Origin of the sequence: Bartonella sp. Raccoon60 (genome assembly GCF_002022585.1) — a bacterium.
GTDB classification, from domain to species: domain Bacteria; phylum Pseudomonadota; class Alphaproteobacteria; order Rhizobiales; family Rhizobiaceae; genus Bartonella; species Bartonella rochalimae.
The window spans coordinates 1,197,501-1,217,500 of sequence record NZ_CP019786.1 but is presented as its reverse complement, the minus strand read 5'-3'; the positions used below and the strand labels follow the sequence as shown (position 1 = coordinate 1,217,500).

The window sequence follows — 20,000 nt, the reverse complement described above, 5'->3', positions numbered from 1 at the left end:
ACGATAAAGGGAGTGAGAGACTCCCTCGCCGAAAGTCCAAGGGTTCCTGCTTAAAGTTAATCTGAGCAGGGTGAGTCGGCCCTAAGGCGAGGCCGAAAGGCGTAGTCGATGGGAACCACGTTAATATTCGTGGACCTGTGGGAAGTGACGGATTGCGTAAATTGTAAGGTCTTATTGGATTGATCTTGCAGTGAAGGAATTCCAGGAAATAGCTCCCACGTATAGACCGTACCCGAAACCGACACAGGTGGACAGGTAGAGAATACTAAGGCGCTTGAGAGAACTACGTTGAAGGAACTCGGCAAATTGCACGCGTAACTTCGGAAGAAGCGTGACCCTTTAGCGGGCAACCGTTAAAGGGTGGCACAGACCAGGGGGTAGCGACTGTTTACCAAAACACAGGGCTCTGCGAAGTCGCAAGACGATGTATAGGGTCTGACGCCTGCCCGGTGCTGGAAGGTTAAGAGGAGATGTGCAAGCATTGAATTGAAGCCCCAGTAAACGGCGGCCGTAACTATAACGGTCCTAAGGTAGCGAAATTCCTTGTCGGGTAAGTTCCGACCTGCACGAATGGCGTAACGACTTCCCCGCTGTCTCCAACGTAGACTCAGTGAAATTGAATTCCCCGTGAAGATGCGGGGTTCCTGCGGTTAGACGGAAAGACCCCGTGCACCTTTACTATAGCTTTACACTGGCATTTGTGGCGATATGTGTAGGATAGGTGGTAGACTTTGAAGCAGGGGCGCAAGCCTTTGTGGAGTCGTCCTTGAAATACCACCCTTATCGACATGGATGTCTAACTGCGGTCCGTTATCCGGATCCAGGACAGTGTATGGTGGGTAGTTTGACTGGGGCGGTCGCCTCCTAAAGAGTAACGGAGGCGCGCGATGGTAGGCTCAGAACGGTCGGAAATCGTTTGTTGAGTGCAATGGCATAAGCCTGCCTGACTGTGAGACTGACAAGTCGAGCAGAGTCGAAAGACGGTCATAGTGATCCGGTGGTCCCGTGTGGAAGGGCCATCGCTCAACGGATAAAAGGTACGCCGGGGATAACAGGCTGATGACCCCCAAGAGTCCATATCGACGGGGTTGTTTGGCACCTCGATGTCGACTCATCGCATCCTGGGGCTGGAGCAGGTCCCAAGGGTATGGCTGTTCGCCATTTAAAGCGGTACGTGAGTTGGGTTCAGAACGTCGTGAGACAGTTCGGTCCCTATCTGCCGTGGGTGTAGGAATATTGACAGGATCTGTCCCTAGTACGAGAGGACCGGGATGGACGTATCTCTGGTGGACCTGTTGTGGCGCCAGCCGCATAGCAGGGTAGCTATATACGGACGGGATAACCGCTGAAGGCATCTAAGCGGGAAACCCACCTGAAAACGAGTATTCCCTGAGAACCGTGGTAGACCACCACGTTGATAGGTCAGGTGTGGAAGTATGGTAACATATGAAGCTTACTGATACTAATCGTTCGATAGGCTTGATCGTTCTCATTCCCTCTATTCATTTAAAAAAACAAAACAAATTAAAATAGCAATAAGACAACTTCTCTTTCCTTTCTATGCTTTTCGCTGACTTGGTGGTTATGGCGGAGCGCCTGCACCCGATCCCATCCCGAACTCGGCCGTGAAACGTTCCAGCGCTGATGGTACTTTGTCTTAAGGCACGGGAGAGTAAGTCGCTGCCAGGTCTGCTAAGCGCATAGAAAGAACTCTTCAACACTCTTCAAAAAAATATCTAAAAATCGTCGTATCCTTTCTGCGACAATTCTTCCGTGACGCGGGGTGGAGCAGCCCGGTAGCTCGTCAGGCTCATAACCTGAAGGCCGCAGGTTCAAATCCTGCCCCCGCAACCAGTCTCGGATCAATAAGTTTGTATCAATAAAATAATCCTTAAAATAAACGCGACAAGAGATCAGTAGGCGATCCAACACAAAAAAAGCTTCCTTCCTCTTTGGAGCGGTGTTGTTGGGGGAATAATAAAAAACCACTGGAAAAAGATCCTTCTCAGGTGAGACATCCGTCTTGAAGGCATGATGCATCATGAGGGAAAATATCCAGGTCACTTCAAATCAATGTGCCAGACGTCAAGAGAGAAGCGGGAAGAGGATCCGTCTTAGATGAGACGTCCGTTTTGATGGCATGGTGCATGGTGCATCATGAGGGAAAATACCCAGGTCACTTCAAATCAATGTGCCAGACGTCAAGAGAGAAGCGGGAAGAGGATCCGTCTCAGATGAGACGTCCGTTTTGATGGCATGATGCATCATGAGGGAAAATACCCAGGTCGCTTCAAAGAAAAAGGGTCTTTAATAAAAAGCTGCACACGTGGTGCAGCTTTTGTAAAGCTGGTTTTACTTTGTAGAGTTCTTAAAGGTTGATCAGCCTCTTTTGTCTCAAAATCGAAATTTTACAATGTGTAAGAATGAGACCGTCTCTTATGACCATAATATCCAGAAATGCTGGCAATTACAGCACCAAGAAGGCTTGCAAAAAAACTCCACAATCCAATCTTAGAAGCTGTGCTTATGGCTTTATCCGCAATTGCAAAACTGTTTTGGGCTCCTTTATGAGTAGGAGCATTCTGCGAGAGAGCTTCTACCTGTTTGTTCAGTGATTGAATAGCTTCTTTAGTTTTTTTGTTCGCTGTTTGATAAATATCAATCGCACGTTCTGCAGTATTTTCTGCTTCAGCTTGTGATAGTCCATTGTTTGTCAGCTGATGGATGACATCGCGACGATCAATCTGGGTGTTCAGCTTTTTAACACGATCCGAAAGGCGTTCGCTGAGTTGTTTAACCAAAAGACGATAGTTAGAAGGATCATTCTTAAAAGATGTGATGGTAGAACGAAGGTCTTTGACTGATTCTCTATAAGCGTTATAGAGATTGTCCGGATTGAGGGCTGGAATATCACTTTTATTTAAAAGTGCCTGTAAGTCATTGCTGAGTTTGTTAAAATCAAACAGAGCATTCCTTTTATCGTTGAAAAAATCCTCAAAATTTTTACGGTCTGTGAGAGGAACAAGTTTGCCACCTTCTGAACTAAAATCACTGATCGCTTGTTTCGTTGTTGTTGCAACTCCTGAAACAGTCTTAGCGCCTAAATGAGCCGCGCCAGAAAGTAAAATTGCACTTTGGAGCGCCACCAAAAGCATAAAAAGGGCCCAGGTCAAAAACCGTGAAGCGCTCCTGAGTGATCCGAAAAACGACCAGCAACATAACCTCCAAGACCAAAGCTTAGACAAAAAATAAAATTGAACTCACCCCAACAGAGAGAAAACTCTTCTCTAGTGAAAAGGGAGAAAAAAAGGTCATTTGGTTTAAGCCTAAGGCTGCTAACAAAAATGAAAAACAAACCGATGTTGCTAAAAGCGTTAGTAATCCAGCAAAAATCGAGGACCAAGATAAAACAGACGGTCTATAGTGACAACTCTCCGTCTCTAAAGAAAATTCACCTGTAAAATGTCGCTCTAAGGGATGCTTCGTTGGGATCCGCGTTTCCATATCTCTCTCTCCTTCAATAATTCTTAAACTTAAAATGAGAAAAACCAATGCAAGTTCCAAAAAAAATGAAAAAAGGAAAAAACAAACTGAAATCAAAATGCTAAAAAGCTTAAGAAGGAGACAAAATAATACGCAGCAAGTATAGCCTATCTCACTCCGCACTGTGAAAAAAGAAAATCACACAAACAATATTGCTCAGACTTCTTCAAAAGGAGAAACCATACAAAAAAACATAAAAATGAAAAAAAACAAAAACTGTCAACTCGCTGAGCATTTTAAAGTAAGCAACAGATAACAGAAAAATAATCCAAATATACAATAATTAAATATCAAATAAGAAATTGGAAAAGGCCTTAAGAGAATGATTTTAAAAGCGTGAGGAAAGATTTTATGAGATAAAGCTTTTTGATTATATGTTGTTTTTTAGCTTCTTTGATGGCACGTTTAGCGAAACAATTGATATCATTAAGTTGCTGATAGAGGTGATATTGTGGTGGTGTATAACCGCAATTATATAAAATCGTTGCAGCGTTTGTTATGATAAGATAGACACAGTGATCTATCAAGACACATTGCTGCTAGAGAAAAACAATGGCTATGAAACAAGAAAGAACAAAAGCCCGTTTACCCCGCGGTTTTATTGACCGCACAAGCGCGCAATTATATAGTATTGAAACAATGGTTGCTCAAATTCGTGAGGTTTATGAACTTTACGGTTTTGAGGCATTGGAAACGCCGATTTTTGAATATACGGATGTTCTTGGTAAATTCTTGCCCGATTCAGATCGACCAAATGCGGGTGTTTTTTCTTTGCAAGATGATGATGAGCAATGGATGTCTTTACGCTATGATTTGACTGCTCCGTTAGCTCGTTATTTTTCCGAGAATTTTGAAACTTTACCTAAGCCCTATCGAAGCTATCGTTATGGGCCAGTTTTTCGGAATGAGAAGCCAGGACCAGGACGTTTTCGACAATTTGTGCAATTTGATGCCGATATTGTTGGGGCACCAACGGTGTTGGCTGATGCAGAAATCTGCATGATGGCAGCAGATAGTCTAGAAAGATTAGGGATTCAGCAGGAAGATTATGTTATTCGTTTGAATAATCGGAAGATCTTGGACGGCGTTTTGGGATTGATTGGTCTTGGCGGAAAGGAGCAGGAGGAGAAACGCTTAACTGTTCTGAGAGCTATTGATAAGCTCGATAAATTTGGTTCAGAAGGGGTTCGCTTGCTTTTAGGGCAGGGGCGTTTGGATGAAAGTGGTGATTTTACCAAAGGAGCGGGACTAAAGGACAAAGAAATTGAGTGTGTTCTTGCTTTGATGGCTGTTAGTGCTAAGACAGCTGAGGAGACAATTGATAATCTGAAAAAGATGGTTGAGCATAGTGATCAAGCGCTTGAAGGTCTCTGTGAGCTTGAAGAAATGCAAGCGATTTTTGCTGAAAATGGCTATCAGAACCGTATCAAAATTGATCCATCAGTTGTGCGAGGATTAGAATATTATACAGGACCTGTTTTTGAAGCTGCTCTACTTTTTGATATTTTTAATGATGATGGGCAAAAAGTTGTGTTTGGATCTGTTGGTGGAGGGGGACGTTACGATGGGCTGGTTGCTCGCTTTCGTGGGGAAAATATTCCAGCAACAGGTTTTTCTGTTGGTGTTTCACGTTTGATATCTGCTTTGCAAAATCTTGGCAAACTTCCTGTGAAGGAAACGATAGGTCCCGTTGTGGTTTTAATGATGGATAAAGAACCAGAAGCTCTCGTACGCTATCAAAAAATGGTCATGCGTTTACGCCAAGCGGGGATTCGATCTGAACTCTATTTAGGTGCATCAGGGATTAAAGCACAGATGAAATATGCTGATCGGCGTCGTGCGCCGTGTGTAGTTATTCAGGGGGCACAAGAGCGCCAAGAAGGAAAAATTCAGATCAAAGATTTGGTCGAGGGAGCACGTTTATCCCACGAAATTAAAGATAATCAAACATGGCGTGAGAGTCGACCAGCACAAATAACTGTCGATGAAGATCAACTCGTTCAAACAGTTCAAAATATTCTCATTTCTCAAAGATCATAGAATCTTTAAGGCTCAAAAATCATAAAATCTTTAGGAACGGAAAAAACTTAAAAGTCCCTTCCCTTTTTTATATAAAAAATAAGGGAAGGGAGAGAAAAATCGGGTGGGAAAATAACCGCTACAATTACCCTTGTAGGATCTTTAAAATATTTTGTGGTGAGGAGACTTCGTAAGGATCTGTGGCACAATTGTCTGATATGCCTGGCTCTTCAAACCATTGTTCAATTATGCCATCCTGAATCACAGCAGCATAGCGCCATGACCGCATACCAAAACCGATATTATCTTTGGCAACCAACATTCCCATTTTCCGTGTAAATTCACCCGATCCATCGGGAATAAGTTTCACATTTTTAATGCCTTGGTCTTTTCCCCATGCATTCATAACGAAAGCATCATTTACGGAAACGCAATAAATTTCATCAATACCTACTTTTTTAAATTCATCATAGAGTTTTTCAAAATCAGGAAGTTGAAAAGTTGAGCAAGTAGGTGTAAAGGCTCCGGGCAGGGAGAAAAGAATAACCCGTTTTCCTTTGAAATAAGTGTCGCTGTTGACATCTTGCCACCGATAAGGATTATCGCCACTCACTGATTCATCACGAACACGTGTGTGGAAGGTAACATTGGGAACTTTTTTTCTAAACATGATTGCACTCCTGTGCTTTATATAAGAAGGGTATTTCCGACAATTTTGAGTTTTGTTTTATCTTTAAGGATGTCGTATAGTTTCTTTAATTTGCAGGTATTTTATGTTTGCGTCAAGAGAAATTAATAATCAATTTTAAGGGAGTATTCATGTTTCAATTAAGTCATTATGCTTTGCAGGTGTCAGTATGACGGCGAATATTATTTCATGACGGTGAATATTATTTCGACAACGGCTTTTAAAGATCAAAAGCTTGGAACGTCTGGTTTGCGCAAAAAGGTATCGACTTTTCAACAGCCTCATTATGTTGAAAATTTTATTCAATCTATTTTTAATACTGTGGGACCTCTTAAGGGAAAATTGCTCATTTTGGGAGGAGATGGACGCTATTTAAATCGGACGCTTATTCAGATCGTGTTAAAAATGGCTGCTGCCAATGGTGTTGGATTTATTAAAGTCGGTAAAGGCGGGATTTTATCTACACCTGCTGTTTCGCATCTTATTCGCAAGTATCATGCTCATGGTGGTATTATTTTCTCGGCAAGTCATAATCCTGGAGGAGAACAGGGTGATTGCGGGATAAAATATAATATTTCTCATGGGGGACCAGCACCTACTTCTTTGTGTAATGCTATTTTTGCTGCATCACAACATTTGTCTTTTTATAAAATTGTTGACGTTTCAGAGATCGATTTAGATAGGCAAGGAACGGTATTTATTGGGTCTATGCAGGTTGATGTGATCGATCCCGTTGCAGATTATAGTGCGCTGATGCAGGAAATTTTTGATTTTGAGTGTATTGCTCAAGCGGTTTCTGAGGGATTAAACTTCCGGTTTGATGCAATGCATGCTGTGACGGGCCCTTATGCGCAAGAAATTTTTGAAAAATGCTTAGGATTTCCTGAAGGAACAGTTGTTCATGGAACGCCTTTACCGGATTTTGGTGGCAAACATCCAGATCCGAATTTGGTTCATGCTAAGGATTTATATGATTTATTAATGTCAGAGAAAGGGCCTGACTTGGGAGCTGCTTCTGATGGCGATGGAGATCGTAATCTTATTATTGGTCGCCAACAATTTATCACTCCTTCTGATTCTCTTGCGATTATGGCTGATCATGCTTCTTTAATTAAAGGATATCGACGAGGTCTTGTGGGCGTTGCACGCTCTATGCCAACTGGGCGTGCTGTCGATTGTGTTGCAGAGAAAAAAGGATTGAATTTGTTTGAAACGCCAACGGGGTGGAAATTTTTCGGAACACTCCTTGATGCTGGAAAAATAACTTTTTGTGGGGAAGAAAGCTTTGGCACAGGGTCGGATCATGTGCGCGAAAAGGATGGATTATGGGCTGTTTTATTCTGGTTGAATCTTCTTGCTGTTACAAAAAAAACAGTGGCGCAAATTGCTCAACAGCATTGGCGTACCTATGGACGTTTTTATTTTTCACGATATGATTATGAAGAGGTGGAGTCCCACAAAGCTTTTGCAATGGTAGAACAATTATCCGCATGCTTACCAGAGCTAGGAACAAAAGTAGCTGGATTAACGGTCGAAAAAGCCGATGATTTTATTTATCATGACCCCATTGATCATAGTGTGAGTATACGGCAAGGGGTCCGTATTTTTTTTGACAATGGGGCACGTTTAGTGGTTCGTCTTTCTGGGACGGGAACAACAGGAGCTCTTGTTCGGCTTTATCTTGAACAGTATGAGGGAGATCCCCGTAAGCATAATCAAGATCCACAACAAGCTCTTCATCCTTTAAAGCAAGCTGCTTTTGAGGTGTTAAAAATCAAACATCATTTAGGACGAGAACAGCCCGATATTATTACATAAACGTTTTTTTTGGCAATAATTCTTCTCTTATTGTGGATGAATCATCTTTTGAGGATCAACAAGTCGATCATAATCAGCAGCAGAAACACCTGCTTTTAAAGCTTCTTCACGGAGACTTGTCCCATTTTTATAGGCTGTTTTAGCAATTTCAGCGGCTTTTTCATATCCAATTTCTGGAGCAAGAGCAGTAACCAACATGAGAGAACGTTCCATCAAAGCGTGAATATGCTCTCTATTTGCTTGTAATCCTTGGATACAATATGTCTCAAAAGAGCGCATACAATCTCCTAAAAGATTAAGTGATTGCAATACATTATATCCAATAACTGGCTTATAGGTATTGAGTTCAAAATGTCCCTGGCTGGCAGCAAATGTGATGCAGCTATGGTTGCCAAAGACTTGGCAAGCAACCATGGTCAAAGCCTCACATTGTGTTGGATTGACTTTTCCCGGCATGATAGAAGAACCTGGCTCATTTTCTGGAAGGTTCAACTCACCTAATCCTGAACGAGGTCCCGATCCTAAGAAACGAATGTCATTGGCAATTTTGAACAGGTCAGCTGCTAAGGCATTGAGGCTGCCATGAAAATGCGTAAGAGCTCCGTGATGAGCGAGCGCTTCAAATTTATTATGAGCGGTTTTGAAAGGGATCCCTGTAAGAGTGCTTATTGTTTCGGCAAATGCTTTATCAAAGCCCGATGGAGCATTGAGACCTGTTCCGACGGCTGTGCCTCCTTGAGCAAGCATTTGAACATCGGTGAGTGCTGTTTCAATTCGTGTGCGATTGGCTTCTAGAGCGGTACGATAGCCTGAAAATTCTTGTCCTAATGTAAGAGGTGTTGCATCTTGAGTATGGGTTCGCCCGATTTTGATGATGTCGGTAAATTCTTTTTCTTTTTTCTGTAGGCTCGCAATAAGGGCATCAAGAGCTGGTAACAGATGTTGGCGTGTTTGCAGTGTGGTGGCAATATGTAAGGCTGTGGGAAAGGAATCGTTAGAGGATTGGCTCATATTCACATGATCATTCGGGTGAACTGGTGTTTTGCTTCCAAGAGCTCCTCCCAAAAGGACATTAGCATGGTTGGCAATGACTTCATTGACATTCATATTGCTTTGTGTGCCGGAGCCTGTTTGCCAAACAGAAAGAGGAAAATGAGCATCGAATTTTCCTGCAAGGACTTCATCAGCTGCGGTAACAATCGTTTGCCCGATATTTTGCGGAAGTTTGCCTTTTTCCATATTAACGAGAGCTGCGGCTTTTTTAATAAGACTTAAGGCATAAATTACGGTCAAGGGTTGTTTTTCTATCCCTATATTAAAATGATGAAGGGAACGTTCCGTTTGTGCTCCCCAATAACGATCATTACGTACGGCGATTGTTCCAAAACTATCAGTTTCTTGACGAGTTGTAAGCATGACGACCCCTATGATGATTCATTTAAGTTTTTTATACTATAGATTAATCAAAGAAAAATTAAGTGCTAAAATTTTTTATAATGGAAAACAGTTAACAAGACTATTGCTCAAATTTTCCACGAGAGAAAACGGAGGACGACAAAAAGGTGCAGATTAATTTTTATTGAGAACCCTTGACATTGTAACAAGGCATTTTTATATTTGTTTTATTGTTAGCACTCGTCGCAAGAGAGTGCTAATAGGAACTTAAGATTAATTCAGTTATATTAAGTTTTAAGGATATAAAACATGGCTAATATACAATTCCGCCCACTTCACGATCGTGTCGTTGTTCGTCGGGTTGAATCTGAAAATAAAACAGCTGGTGGGATTATCATCCCTGATACAGCAAAGGAAAAACCTCAAGAGGGTGAGATTATTGCGGTTGGGAGTGGTGCTCTCGACGATAATGGAAAGCGCGTTCCTCTAGAAGTGAAAGCAGGAGATCGCGTCTTGTTTGGCAAATGGTCTGGAACTGAAGTTAAGATTAATGGTGAAGACCTCTTAATCATGAAAGAGTCTGATATTATGGGAATTTTGGGTTAATCCAATTTCTCAATTATTTTATTTGATTATTTAAGACAACTCCAAGGAGAAATTAAATGGCTGCTAAAGAAGTCAAATTTGGCCGTGAAGCGCGTGAGCGTTTATTGCGCGGTGTTGATATCCTTGCTAATGCTGTTAAGGTAACGCTCGGCCCTAAAGGGCGCAATGTGGTAATTGATAAATCATTTGGCGCGCCTCGTATTACAAAAGATGGTGTATCTGTTGCAAAAGAAATTGAATTGGAAGATAAGTTCGAAAATATGGGCGCGCAAATGTTGCGTGAAGTGGCTTCGAAGACCAATGACATTGCAGGTGATGGAACAACAACAGCTACTGTTTTAGGACAAGCAATCGTACAAGAAGGTGTAAAGGCTGTTGCTGCTGGGATGAACCCAATGTGTCTCAAGCGTGGGATTGATGCAGCTGTTGAAGAAGTCGTTGAAAATCTTTTCAAAAAAGCAAAAAAAATTCAAACTTCAGCAGAAATTGCGCAAGTTGCAACGATTTCCGCAAATGGTGCTGTTGAAATTGGGAAAATGATTGCCGATGCTATGGAAAAAGTGGGCAATGAAGGCGTCATCACAGTGGAAGAAGCGAAAACAGCTGAAACTGAATTAGAAGTTGTTGAAGGTATGCAATTTGACCGTGGCTATTTGTCTCCTTACTTTGTGACAAATGCTGAAAAGATGGTTGCTGATCTTGATGATCCTTATATCCTGATTCACGAAAAGAAACTGTCTAATTTGCAATCTTTGCTTCCTGTTCTTGAAGCAGTTGTGCAATCCGGTAAACCTCTCCTTATTATCGCAGAAGATGTGGAAGGTGAGGCTTTGGCAACCCTCGTGGTTAATAAATTGCGTGGTGGTTTGAAAATCGCTGCTGTTAAAGCTCCAGGATTTGGTGATCGCCGTAAAGCGATGTTAGAAGATATTGCTATCTTAACATCGGGTCAGGTTATTTCTGAGGATGTTGGCATTAAGCTTGAAAATGTTACCTTAGATATGCTTGGACGTGCAAAGAAAGTTAATATCACTAAAGAAAACACAACCATTATTGATGGTGCTGGGCATAAGGCTGAAATTACTGCACGTGTTAACCAGATTAAAGCACAGATTGAAGAAACAACTTCTGACTATGATCGTGAAAAACTGCAAGAAAGACTCGCAAAACTTGCTGGTGGTGTTGCCGTTATTCGTGTTGGTGGTGCAACAGAAGTTGAAGTGAAAGAAAAGAAAGACCGTGTTGATGATGCCTTGAATGCGACACGAGCAGCTGTAGAAGAAGGTATTGTTGCTGGTGGTGGAACTGCACTCTTGCGTGCTGCAAATGCATTGACTGTCAAAGGAAAGAATCCTGATCAAGAGGCTGGTATCCACATTGTACGCCGTGCTTTACAAGCGCCAGCACGTCAAATCGCGATGAATGCAGGTGAAGAAGCGGCAATTATTGTTGGCAAGGTGCTGGAAAATAATTCAGATACGTTTGGTTACAATACCGCGACAGGGCAATTTGGTGACTTGATTGCTTTAGGAATTGTTGACCCAGTAAAAGTTGTCCGTTCTGCTTTACAGAATGCTGCATCGATTGCAAGCCTTCTTATCACAACAGAAGCAATGGTTGCTGAACTTCCAAAGAAAGAGACACCAATGCCTCCAATGGGCGGTGGTGGAATGGGCGGAATGGGCGGAATGGATTTCTAAGTCGCCTTCGTCAAAGATAAAAGAAAAACGGGCCTACTGGCCCGTTTTTCTTATGCTTGTTCTTTCATTTTATGACCAAATCAGCTAACAAATTTTTGCTTTGCTCATTTCAGTATATCTTGTGTTCAATAGATCTTTTTTCTTGTTTTATTGGATGCATGATTTACGATCAATAATTTCTCTTGAACAAAGGCGGGATGTATGCTCAATTGCCTCAGTGTCCTCAGTGTGATGGTCTTTATATTTATGAAGACAATAGTCGTTTTATTTGTCCTGAATGTGCGCATGAGTGGCCTCAAAACAAGAATGAAAAGCTTCCTATCTCTTTTGAAGTTTATGATGTTAATGGTCAGCTTTTAGCAAATGGTGATAGCGTGATGGTCATTAAAGATCTTAAAGTGAAGGGGTCTTCATCTGTTTTAAAAAGCGGTACAAAGGTTAAGAATATTCGTTTGGTAGAGGGAAATCATAATATTGATTGCAAAATACCTGGAATTGGTCAGATGGCTTTAAAGTCAGAATTTGTAAAAAAGTTTAATACCAAAAAATGATCATCCTACACTGATGCTCTCTTTTTCAATAATAAAAGGAAGGAAGAGAGAGAAAAGAGCGTCAAAATACTCATTTTTATTTTGCAAGAAAGTATCCAATTCTTACTTGCTCTTTATTATAGAGAGAGAAATATTCTTCTTTTCTTCCTGTACTGTTTTTTATGCACTCCATAAGTTTTTTTGAAAAAATAGTTATTCATATCAAAAGTTTATGAGCAGAGTCAGTAAAAGAAGAGAGAGCATAATAGTAAAATAGTATTGTGTTTTGGATCTTGTTTGTTAAGAATTTAAGTCATTGGTGAAGAATGCAATGGATGCCGAATGAGAGACAAAATATCTTTTATCAGAATTCTATAAGATTACAGTTATTACTGTTGCACTTGACTTTACTATTCGTTATTCCATTTTTTTCCTTTTGCATTCATGGTATAATACATATCTATTCTTAATTCAGTATATAAACTATTGAATCAATAGTTTATATTGTAAAAAAATATCAGTAGATGATTATGCAGGGATTATACTATTTATAAAATGTGTTATTAAATGTTGTATCAAAATATAAGGAAGAATTTATGAGCGCATCAGCAACCAATGTTCAGTCAAATATCGAGAATGTTGCTTTAAATTTTCCAATTCCTGAAAATGTGTTTGCGCTTACTGTCCAAGAGGTTCATCATTATACGGATAATTTATTTAAATTTCGCCTTAATCGTCCGGAAAGCTTTCGTTTTCGTTCGGGCGAATTTGTTATGATTGGTTTGCCGAATGCAGAAAAGCCAATTTATCGCGCTTATTCAATTGCAAGCCCATATTGGGATGAACAGCTCGAATTTTTTTCGATCAAGGTTCCAGGAGGACCATTAACAGAACATCTTCAAAAAATTAAAATTGGTGATACAGTTTTAATGCGTAAAAAATCGACTGGAACTTTAGTTCTTGATGCTCTTATCCCTGGAAAACGTCTTTATCTTCTTTCAACAGGGACAGGTGTTGCTCCTTTTGCAAGTCTTATTCGTGATCCCGAAACATATGAAAAATTTTCCCAGGTGGTGCTTATTCAAACAACGCGTGTGTGTAATGAACTGACATATGCGAAAGATCTTGTTGCTTCTTTAGAGCATGATCCGTTAGTTGGTGAATATGTAAAACAGTTGAAATTTTATCCTATGACCACCCGCGAACCTTCAGAATATATGGGACGCATTACCACTGTTATGGAAAGCGGTGCTTTTTTTGAAAGAACTGGATTGCCGAAAATCAATCCTACGGAAGACCGTGTTATGATTTGTGGTTCGATGGCAATGCTGAAAGATTGTGCTAGGATATGTGAAACCTTTGGTCTTGTTGAAGGAGCCAATAATGCCCCGGCGACTTATGTTGTGGAACGGGCCTTTGTGGGATAAAAGAGCAACCTGTTTTACAGAATAAAAGGTGCTCATTCGTTTTTTAATTTTTCCATTCCGATCGATATGAGGAAACATTTCAATAAATTCTCTTTGTGAACTCTATTTATTAGATGAACACAGAAAGTGGTAAGGTATTCTTATATTATTATAGCTTTCTGTAAGAAAAATTATATTTGAACAAGAGATAATTCAGGATTTGAAGAAGAGTGATTTCATCAGCAACTTCGGCTGAAAATGAAGATATGCATAACTTGTCCTGTCTTTCTTATTTGAAATGCGCCTATGGGTAGGAAAAATAATTACCTTTATAATCATAATAACTGAGGAGCTGTGATGCTGGGATAGTGTCATTTTCTTTTGATAAGGGTGTTCTCTTTTCATAAAAAGATATTCTGCGTGTAGAAGCAAATGACAGAATAATATAAAAGAAAAGGACGAATAGTTCTTGAAATTAAATAAAACCCGCGTTATGTCGATGTTATGGAAAAGAAATTTAAAGTTGCTGCTCTTTATTGCTTTGCAGATTTGAAGCATTATAGTCAATTGCAAAAGCCTTTGCTGAATTTATGTCAGACAAATGGCATTAAGGGAACTCTTCTTTTAGCAAAAGAGGGAATCAACGGCACTGTTGCTGGTTCCTGCAGTGCAATTGAAAAGTTAATAGATTTTATCACTGCAGAGCCTACATTTCAAATGCCCGAGATTAAATATTCATGGGCTTCAAAAATGCCTTTTCATCGTTTGAAGGTGCGGCTAAAAAAAGAAATTGTAACAATGGGGATTGAAGATGTTAATCCGTTAAAAGTTGTTGGAACGTATGTAGCACCTGAAGACTGGAATGCTCTTATCCAAGATGAAGAAACACTTTTAATCGATACACGGAATGATTATGAATATGCGCTTGGGAGTTTTCAAGGAGCCATTGATCCTTGTATTAAAACATTTCGTGAATTTCCTGAGTGGATTATGAAACATGAAAGCGATTTGAAAAAGAAAAAGAAAATTGCTATGTTTTGTACAGGGGGTATTCGGTGTGAAAAATCAACCGCTTATGTCCGTAGCCTTGGTTATGATCAAGTTTATCACTTAAAAGGTGGTATCCTCAAATATTTGGAAACTATCCCAAAGGAAAACAGTTTGTGGCAGGGAGAGTGTTTCGTTTTTGATGAGCGTGTTTCTGTAGGACATGGTCTCGAAGAATGTGGACGCGAATTGTGTCGCGCCTGTCGTTCCCCTCTTAGTGCTGAAGATAAGCTATCCTCTCATTATGAAGAAGGTGTCTCTTGTGATGCTTGTTATAATACGCGGGATGAAAGTGATAGACAACGCTTTCGGGAACGTCATAGACAATTTCAATTATTAAAATTGCGTGCAGCGTATCCTCATTGTGAACAATAAAAGCCTTCTTTTATATCATTTTTAAAAAAGAATATTTTAAGACTGAACATTCTCTAATTTATGGTTAGATATACAGATAATAAGGATACAAGCTTGTTCTTGTTTCCGAGTGATCTGTTTCTTTTTTGCATCATTTTTTGATTAAAAGTTAAAAAAGTTTTAAAATTAAAAAAAATGATTGAAATGAATAAAAATTGGCTTTATACGCGATGTTGCCCAAAGTCGCACGTGCCTGTGGGTGTCCGCTGGTTCTCAAATGGTGGGATTAACCGGTACGGTACCTGGAACTAACCGCTCCAGTCATTCTTATGACCAATCAAAAGAATGAGGACATCTTGAAGCAACGACGGTGCGGGCCTTTCTGGTGTCTTCCAGCTGTTCAAATGCTGGGGTAACTAAAGAGGCACACCTCATTGCCTTCAGTGCGGAATTGGCTTCTCAACTCCAATCAAAAAGGCAGACAACGTAGAACAATGCGGTTTTCGCGCTGTTTTTTCGTGGCATGCAATGCTTATTTCTTCCCGGTTGTTTTTAATCGGGTGAGAGAGTGGATGTATGTCTTTTGTTTTTTTGCTATTGGCAGCGTTTGCTGCTCATTGGCGTAAAGTTAGGGATGTCTTGTCCCTAGGGAGAAGTGCAAATGGCAACGCAACGTATTCGCGATTTTCTTGCAACGCATCGTTCTGAAGGGCCCTGTTTGGTTGTTGATCTTGATGTTGTTCATGAAAATTATTTAAATTTTGAAAAGGCTCTTCCACAGTCACGTATTTTCTATGCAATCAAAGCAAATCCAGCACCTGAGATTTTGCGCTTGCTTGTTTCTTTAGGATCGTCTTTTGATGCTGCTTCTGTAGCAGAAATTGAAATGGCTTTAGCGGCAGGTGCTACAGCTAATCGTATTTCTTTTGGTAATACGATTAAGAAAGAGCGCGATATTGCGCGTGCGCATGCGCTTGGTATTTCACTTTATGCCATTGACTGTTTTGAGGAAGTAGAAAAAGTTGCTCGTGCTGCACCGGGAGCTCGTGTTTTTTGCCGCGTTCTTACTGATGGAGAAGGAGCAGAGTGGCCGTTATCGCAAAAATTTGGCTGTGTTCCTTCTATGGCTGTTGATGTCTTACGTTATGCGCATCACTTAGGTCTGCAGGCCCATGGTGTTTCCTTTCATGTGGGTTCTCAGCAGACAGATTTGAATGCATGGGATCGTGCTTTATCGGATACAGCTTTTGTTTTTAAATCTTTGGAACAAGAAGGTATTCAGTTGCAATTAGTGAATATGGGCGGTGGTTTTCCGACACGTTATTTGAAAGATATTCCAACAGTGCAAACCTATGGTATGTCCATTTTTGATGCATTGAAAAAATATTTTGGGAATCGTATTCCTGAAACAATTATCGAGCCAGGGCGCGCGATGGTAGGTAATGCGGGTGTTATACGCACAGAGGTTGTTTTGATCTCTAAAAAAGGAAAAAATGATAACGTCCGTTGGGTTTATCTTGATATTGGCAAATTTAATGGTCTGACTGAAACTATGGATGAAGCCATTCGCTATCCTATTGAAACGGCTCATGATGATCAAGCAATGGAACCATGTATTTTAGCTGGTCCGACGTGCGATTCGGCAGATATTATGTATGAAAAAACGCCTTATTTGCTTCCTCTTTCTTTAACAATAGGTGATGAACTCTTGATTCATGGGACCGGTGCTTATACAACAACTTATGCATCTGTTGCATTTAATGGTTTTGAACCTTTACGATCGTATGTAATTTGAGATTTTGTATAAGGTACCTCTCTATTTTTGCCTAATGGGGTGTTTAAGGTGCGGTTTAATGGGTAACAGAGATGAAAAAGATTCATTTTCAAACAAAAAATGGTGCGCGTTTTACGCTTATGTCTGAGCAAGAAGTCGATGCTCTTCATCGGGAGAAACTTCTCGATTTGGTCATGGGAGAGGAACGTAAGCATAAATCATCAGAAATTTTACGTTGCGGCCGGTTTCCAGCTTTTGGACTTTCTTTTGTTGTTAAAAATTTTCTTGATGAGCTCGTAGGAAGTGTGCGTCTTTGGAATATTACTTTTCACAAAGGGCAAAATGAGATTCAAGGTGCTTTGCTTTTAGGGCCTTTAGCTGTGGCAACTGAGTGTTCTGATCTAGGCATTGGGTCAGTTTTAATGCAGCATTCAATTGAAACAGCAAGACAATTAGGCCATGGTGCTATTTTCCTCGTGGGAGATTCTGAATTTTATCAGCGTTTTGGTTTTTCAAGTCATTTAACAAAAAATTTCGCTATGCCTGGAGTTTATGAAAAACATCGTTTTCAAGCTTTGGAATTGATCCCTCAATATCTTATTGGATGTCATGGTCTTTTAGTTTCAAGTGGAGACCTACGGGATTTAAGCCATAATCAGCATTATAAAGTAGCTTAAGATTTTAGAGTATTTCATTTTACTTGTTTGTTCATAATAACGCTGAGGCTATTTTTTCGTTTTTCATTCATGAAGTCATATCATTGATATTTAAGAATATGGTTAAATTCTTTTGTTGATACATTCAGTACCATAAATGCCTATTGCCCTTTATAACATGAAACTTAATGGCCGTGAGGAATATCAGCAGAGGGTGATATTTTTTTAAGAAAAACGGTTAAGAAGGTTAAAAGACTAAAGAGAATAGTCATCATAAAGAAAATATCGCTAAAAGCCATAACTGTCGCTTGTATGAAAGTGATACCAAAAAGTTGTAATAAGGCAAGGGCATGTGAATCAAACGTATAAGAATGGAAATACATGGTGAGCTTTGCAAGCATTTCAGTTGCTTGGATATTTCCTGCATGGATGGTTTCAGCTATTCGTCCGTAATGGAGAGCAGAGCGTTCCATCATAACAGTACCGATAATAGCAAGTCCTACTGCACCGCCGAGATTGCGTGTTAAATTAAAAAGCCCAGAGGCATTTTTCATTTTCTCTGGTGATAATGACCCAAAGGCAATGTCATTAATAGGAACCATACAGAGCATGATAGAAAACCCACGAAAAATTTGAGGCCAAAAGAGTTCCCAAAAACCCCAATCGTCGGTAACCGCAGTGGCTAGCCAGGTTCCCCATGCAAAGCTGGTGAGTCCTATAGCAATCATAAGACGTGCATCAATACGTGTTGAAAGAAATCCAGCTATAGGAGCCGTCAAAAACATAGCTAAACCTGAAATAAAGAGCGTTTCTCCAATCATAAGAGCATCATAATGACGTATTTGACTTAAATAGACAGGATAAAGATAGGTAAGACCATAAAGTCCTATTCCAAGCATAAAGGAGAAAATTGCTGCAATCGAAAAATTTCGATTCGAAAAAGCTGTGAGATCAACAATTGGTTCTTTAGCAGTAAAAGCTCGCCAAAAGAATAAACTAGCCGCTAAGATCATAATAATAAAAAGATTGAAGATCAGTTGATCCTTTAACCAATCATGACGTGCACCTTCTTCTAAAATATATTCTAATGATCCCAAGAAGATTGCCATAGAGAAAAGACCCCACCAGTCAAATTTAGTTATGAGAGAGGGTTCTGCTTTATCAAAATTAATTAATTTCCAAGTTAAAATTGAGATAATAATTCCAAAAGGTACATTAATGAGAAAAAGCCAATGCCATGATAAGACATGACAGAGATATCCTCCCACTGTTGGACCAATTGTAGGCGCTAATGTTGCGACTAGGCCAACGATAGGCGAAACGATTGATTGTTTAGAGGGAGGAAAAAGTGTATACGAAGCAACAAAAACACTGGGGATAATGCCTCCGCCAATAAAGCCTTGGAGTGTACGGTAAAAGGTCATCTGCTCAATAGATGTTGCTGTAGCACAAAGAATAGATGCAATGGTAAAGCCAGCTGCTGAGAAGCTGAAGAAAATCCGTGTTGATAACAAACGCCCTAAAAAACCAGAAAGAGGCAACATAATAACTTCAGCAATAAGATAAGACGTTTGAACCCATGAAATTTCATCAGCACTTGCTGATAAACCGGCTTGAATTTCAGCTAAAGAGGAAGAAACAATTTGAATATCTAAAATAGCCATGAACATACCAAAAGTCATAGCTATGAAGACTATGATTTTACGTATGTCTATGCTCTCTTTAGCATCAGTAGATGCAAGAGAATCTGTAGATGCAAGAGGTGTCGGATTTTTCATGATAGGATCATTTAACTTTGTTATAAAGAATCTTTATTTTGTTTCCTATTCCGTGTGTCAACGGTTACGGTAACGCTCATTCCTGCTTTGATTCTTCCACTTTTTAACGCATGTTCAGGAATAGAAATCCGAATAGGAATACGTTGCGTAATTTTTGTAAAATTACCAGTAGCATTTTGTGGTGGCAAAAGAGAAAAAACAGCTCCTGTTGCAGGCGAAACAGAAAGCACTGTACCTTCAAATACATCTTTTTTGAAGGCATCAATGGAGATATAAGCAGCTTGCCCACTTTGAATATTTTGCAATTGTGTCTCTTTATAATTTGCTTCGATATAAAGTGCATGGATGGGAACTAAGGCAGCAAGGCGTTGACCATTAACGACAAAATCCCCCTTTTTTGCTGTTAAATTTCCAATAATTCCATCAAATGGAGCACGTAGAATAGTTGAATCAAGATCACGTTTTGCTTTGTCACGGGTGAGTTCAAGATTTTTTGTTTGACTTTCTACTTCATGCCGTTGTGCTTCTAATACTTGAATATTAGCACGTGCTGCAGCTATTTGCGCATCAGCCCGTGTAACATTAGCAATAGCTTGTTCGTAAGCTGATTTGGCATTGTCAACATTAGATTGGGAAACATAACGATCCGTTTTCAGTTCTGTGATCCGTTGTAAGGTGAGTTGTGC

15 protein-coding genes, 1 tRNA gene and 2 rRNA genes (2 of these 18 cut by a window edge) are annotated in these 20,000 nt (G+C 40.1%); 12 read left to right on the top strand and 6 right to left on the bottom strand.

The window, feature by feature from the left end; translation table 11 throughout:
* From Bra60_RS05365 to Bra60_RS05355, 3 genes are all read left to right on the top strand, one after another.
* A 23S ribosomal RNA gene (locus tag Bra60_RS05365) occupies positions 1–1,487 on the top strand; it begins 1,322 nt to the left of the window's first position.
* Between the two features lie 87 nt (positions 1,488–1,574).
* Positions 1,575–1,689, top strand: a 5S ribosomal RNA gene (gene rrf, locus Bra60_RS05360).
* 88 nt (positions 1,690–1,777) lie between these two features.
* A tRNA-Met gene (locus tag Bra60_RS05355) sits at positions 1,778–1,854 on the top strand.
* Between the two features lie 554 nt (positions 1,855–2,408).
* Here the strand turns inward: Bra60_RS05355 and Bra60_RS05350 are convergent.
* Positions 2,409–3,173 (bottom strand): hypothetical protein, encoded by a 765-nt coding sequence (locus tag Bra60_RS05350; protein ID WP_236823913.1) that lies wholly within the window; start codon positions 3,171–3,173, stop codon positions 2,409–2,411.
* A 64-nt stretch (positions 3,174–3,237) separates the two neighbouring features.
* Positions 3,238–3,504, bottom strand: a complete 267-nt coding sequence (locus Bra60_RS07615; RefSeq protein ID WP_236823912.1) for a hypothetical protein — start codon at positions 3,502–3,504, stop codon at positions 3,238–3,240.
* A 591-nt stretch (positions 3,505–4,095) separates the two neighbouring features.
* Between Bra60_RS07615 and hisS the strand changes: the two genes are divergently transcribed.
* Complete coding sequence (gene hisS, locus Bra60_RS05345) at positions 4,096–5,583, top strand: histidine--tRNA ligase (protein WP_078698137.1); 1,488 nt, start codon at positions 4,096–4,098, stop codon at positions 5,581–5,583.
* Positions 5,584–5,707: 124 nt separating this feature from the next.
* Here the strand turns inward: hisS and Bra60_RS05340 are convergent, their stop codons facing one another.
* On the bottom strand, positions 5,708–6,232 hold the full coding sequence (locus Bra60_RS05340; RefSeq protein ID WP_035007454.1) for a peroxiredoxin: 525 nt from the start codon (positions 6,230–6,232) through the stop codon (positions 5,708–5,710).
* A gap of 207 nt (positions 6,233–6,439) precedes the next feature.
* On the opposite strand from Bra60_RS05340, the gene Bra60_RS05335 reads away from it, so the two are divergent.
* Positions 6,440–8,068: an alpha-D-glucose phosphate-specific phosphoglucomutase gene (locus Bra60_RS05335; RefSeq protein ID WP_078698136.1), complete on the top strand. Its 1,629-nt coding sequence runs from the start codon at positions 6,440–6,442 to the stop codon at positions 8,066–8,068.
* Between the two features lie 27 nt (positions 8,069–8,095).
* On the opposite strand, the gene fumC is transcribed toward Bra60_RS05335, so the two are convergent.
* Positions 8,096–9,484, bottom strand: coding sequence for a class II fumarate hydratase (gene fumC, locus Bra60_RS05330; RefSeq protein ID WP_035007456.1), 1,389 nt, complete (start codon positions 9,482–9,484; stop codon positions 8,096–8,098).
* Positions 9,485–9,772: 288 nt separating this feature from the next.
* Between fumC and groES the strand changes: the two genes are divergently transcribed.
* The 7 genes from groES (at position 9,773) to Bra60_RS05295 (ending at position 17,557) form a co-directional block, all read left to right on the top strand.
* Positions 9,773–10,069, top strand: a complete 297-nt coding sequence (groES, locus tag Bra60_RS05325; protein ID WP_078688851.1) for a co-chaperone GroES — start codon at positions 9,773–9,775, stop codon at positions 10,067–10,069.
* Between the two features lie 56 nt (positions 10,070–10,125).
* A complete protein-coding gene (groL, locus tag Bra60_RS05320; protein ID WP_035007459.1) occupies positions 10,126–11,769 on the top strand; it encodes a chaperonin GroEL in 1,644 nt (547 codons plus the stop codon).
* A gap of 197 nt (positions 11,770–11,966) precedes the next feature.
* On the top strand, positions 11,967–12,320 hold the full coding sequence (locus Bra60_RS05315) for a zinc ribbon domain-containing protein YjdM (RefSeq protein ID WP_078688850.1): 354 nt from the start codon (positions 11,967–11,969) through the stop codon (positions 12,318–12,320).
* Positions 12,321–12,895: 575 nt separating this feature from the next.
* A complete protein-coding gene (locus Bra60_RS05310) occupies positions 12,896–13,726 on the top strand; it encodes a ferredoxin--NADP reductase (RefSeq protein WP_078673963.1) in 831 nt (276 codons plus the stop codon).
* Positions 13,727–14,209: 483 nt separating this feature from the next.
* Positions 14,210–15,127, top strand: a complete 918-nt coding sequence (trhO, locus tag Bra60_RS05305; RefSeq protein ID WP_035007464.1) for an oxygen-dependent tRNA uridine(34) hydroxylase TrhO — start codon at positions 14,210–14,212, stop codon at positions 15,125–15,127.
* A 640-nt stretch (positions 15,128–15,767) separates the two neighbouring features.
* Entirely contained in the window at positions 15,768–16,901 is a 1,134-nt protein-coding gene (locus tag Bra60_RS05300) for a type III PLP-dependent enzyme (RefSeq protein ID WP_078674122.1), read from the top strand.
* Between the two features lie 71 nt (positions 16,902–16,972).
* Positions 16,973–17,557, top strand: coding sequence for a GNAT family N-acetyltransferase (locus tag Bra60_RS05295; RefSeq protein WP_078688849.1), 585 nt, complete (start codon positions 16,973–16,975; stop codon positions 17,555–17,557).
* A 164-nt stretch (positions 17,558–17,721) separates the two neighbouring features.
* Here Bra60_RS05295 and Bra60_RS05290 read toward each other — a convergent pair whose 3' ends face one another.
* Together Bra60_RS05290 and Bra60_RS05285 are read right to left on the bottom strand one after the other, a co-directional pair.
* Entirely contained in the window at positions 17,722–19,314 is a 1,593-nt protein-coding gene (locus tag Bra60_RS05290) for a DHA2 family efflux MFS transporter permease subunit (protein ID WP_078698135.1), read from the bottom strand.
* A gap of 20 nt (positions 19,315–19,334) precedes the next feature.
* On the bottom strand, positions 19,335–20,000 hold the 3' portion of the coding sequence (locus Bra60_RS05285) for an HlyD family secretion protein (protein WP_078688847.1). 423 nt of this gene lie beyond the right edge of the window; 666 of the gene's 1,089 nt are visible here — the last part of the coding sequence; its start codon lies off the right edge, out of view — the gene reads right to left on this strand; the stop codon is at positions 19,335–19,337.

What these genes read in the sequence shown, in the direction of transcription:
- Bra60_RS07615 (WP_236823912.1), bottom strand. Translation starts at nt 3,504, where the DNA reads ATGGAAACGCGGATCCCAACGAAGCATCCCTTAGAGCGACATTTTACA.
- hisS (WP_078698137.1), top strand. Translation starts at nt 4,096, where the DNA reads ATGGCTATGAAACAAGAAAGAACAAAAGCCCGTTTACCCCGCGGTTTT.
- Bra60_RS05340 (WP_035007454.1), bottom strand. Translation starts at nt 6,232, where the DNA reads ATGTTTAGAAAAAAAGTTCCCAATGTTACCTTCCACACACGTGTTCGT.
- Bra60_RS05335 (WP_078698136.1), top strand. Translation starts at nt 6,440, where the DNA reads ATGACGGTGAATATTATTTCGACAACGGCTTTTAAAGATCAAAAGCTT.
- fumC (WP_035007456.1), bottom strand. Translation starts at nt 9,484, where the DNA reads ATGCTTACAACTCGTCAAGAAACTGATAGTTTTGGAACAATCGCCGTA.
- groES (WP_078688851.1), top strand. Translation starts at nt 9,773, where the DNA reads ATGGCTAATATACAATTCCGCCCACTTCACGATCGTGTCGTTGTTCGT.
- groL (WP_035007459.1), top strand. Translation starts at nt 10,126, where the DNA reads ATGGCTGCTAAAGAAGTCAAATTTGGCCGTGAAGCGCGTGAGCGTTTA.
- Bra60_RS05315 (WP_078688850.1), top strand. Translation starts at nt 11,967, where the DNA reads ATGTATGCTCAATTGCCTCAGTGTCCTCAGTGTGATGGTCTTTATATT.
- Bra60_RS05310 (WP_078673963.1), top strand. Translation starts at nt 12,896, where the DNA reads ATGAGCGCATCAGCAACCAATGTTCAGTCAAATATCGAGAATGTTGCT.
- trhO (WP_035007464.1), top strand. Translation starts at nt 14,210, where the DNA reads ATGGAAAAGAAATTTAAAGTTGCTGCTCTTTATTGCTTTGCAGATTTG.
- Bra60_RS05300 (WP_078674122.1), top strand. Translation starts at nt 15,768, where the DNA reads ATGGCAACGCAACGTATTCGCGATTTTCTTGCAACGCATCGTTCTGAA.
- Bra60_RS05295 (WP_078688849.1), top strand. Translation starts at nt 16,973, where the DNA reads ATGAAAAAGATTCATTTTCAAACAAAAAATGGTGCGCGTTTTACGCTT.
- Bra60_RS05290 (WP_078698135.1), bottom strand. Translation starts at nt 19,314, where the DNA reads ATGAAAAATCCGACACCTCTTGCATCTACAGATTCTCTTGCATCTACT.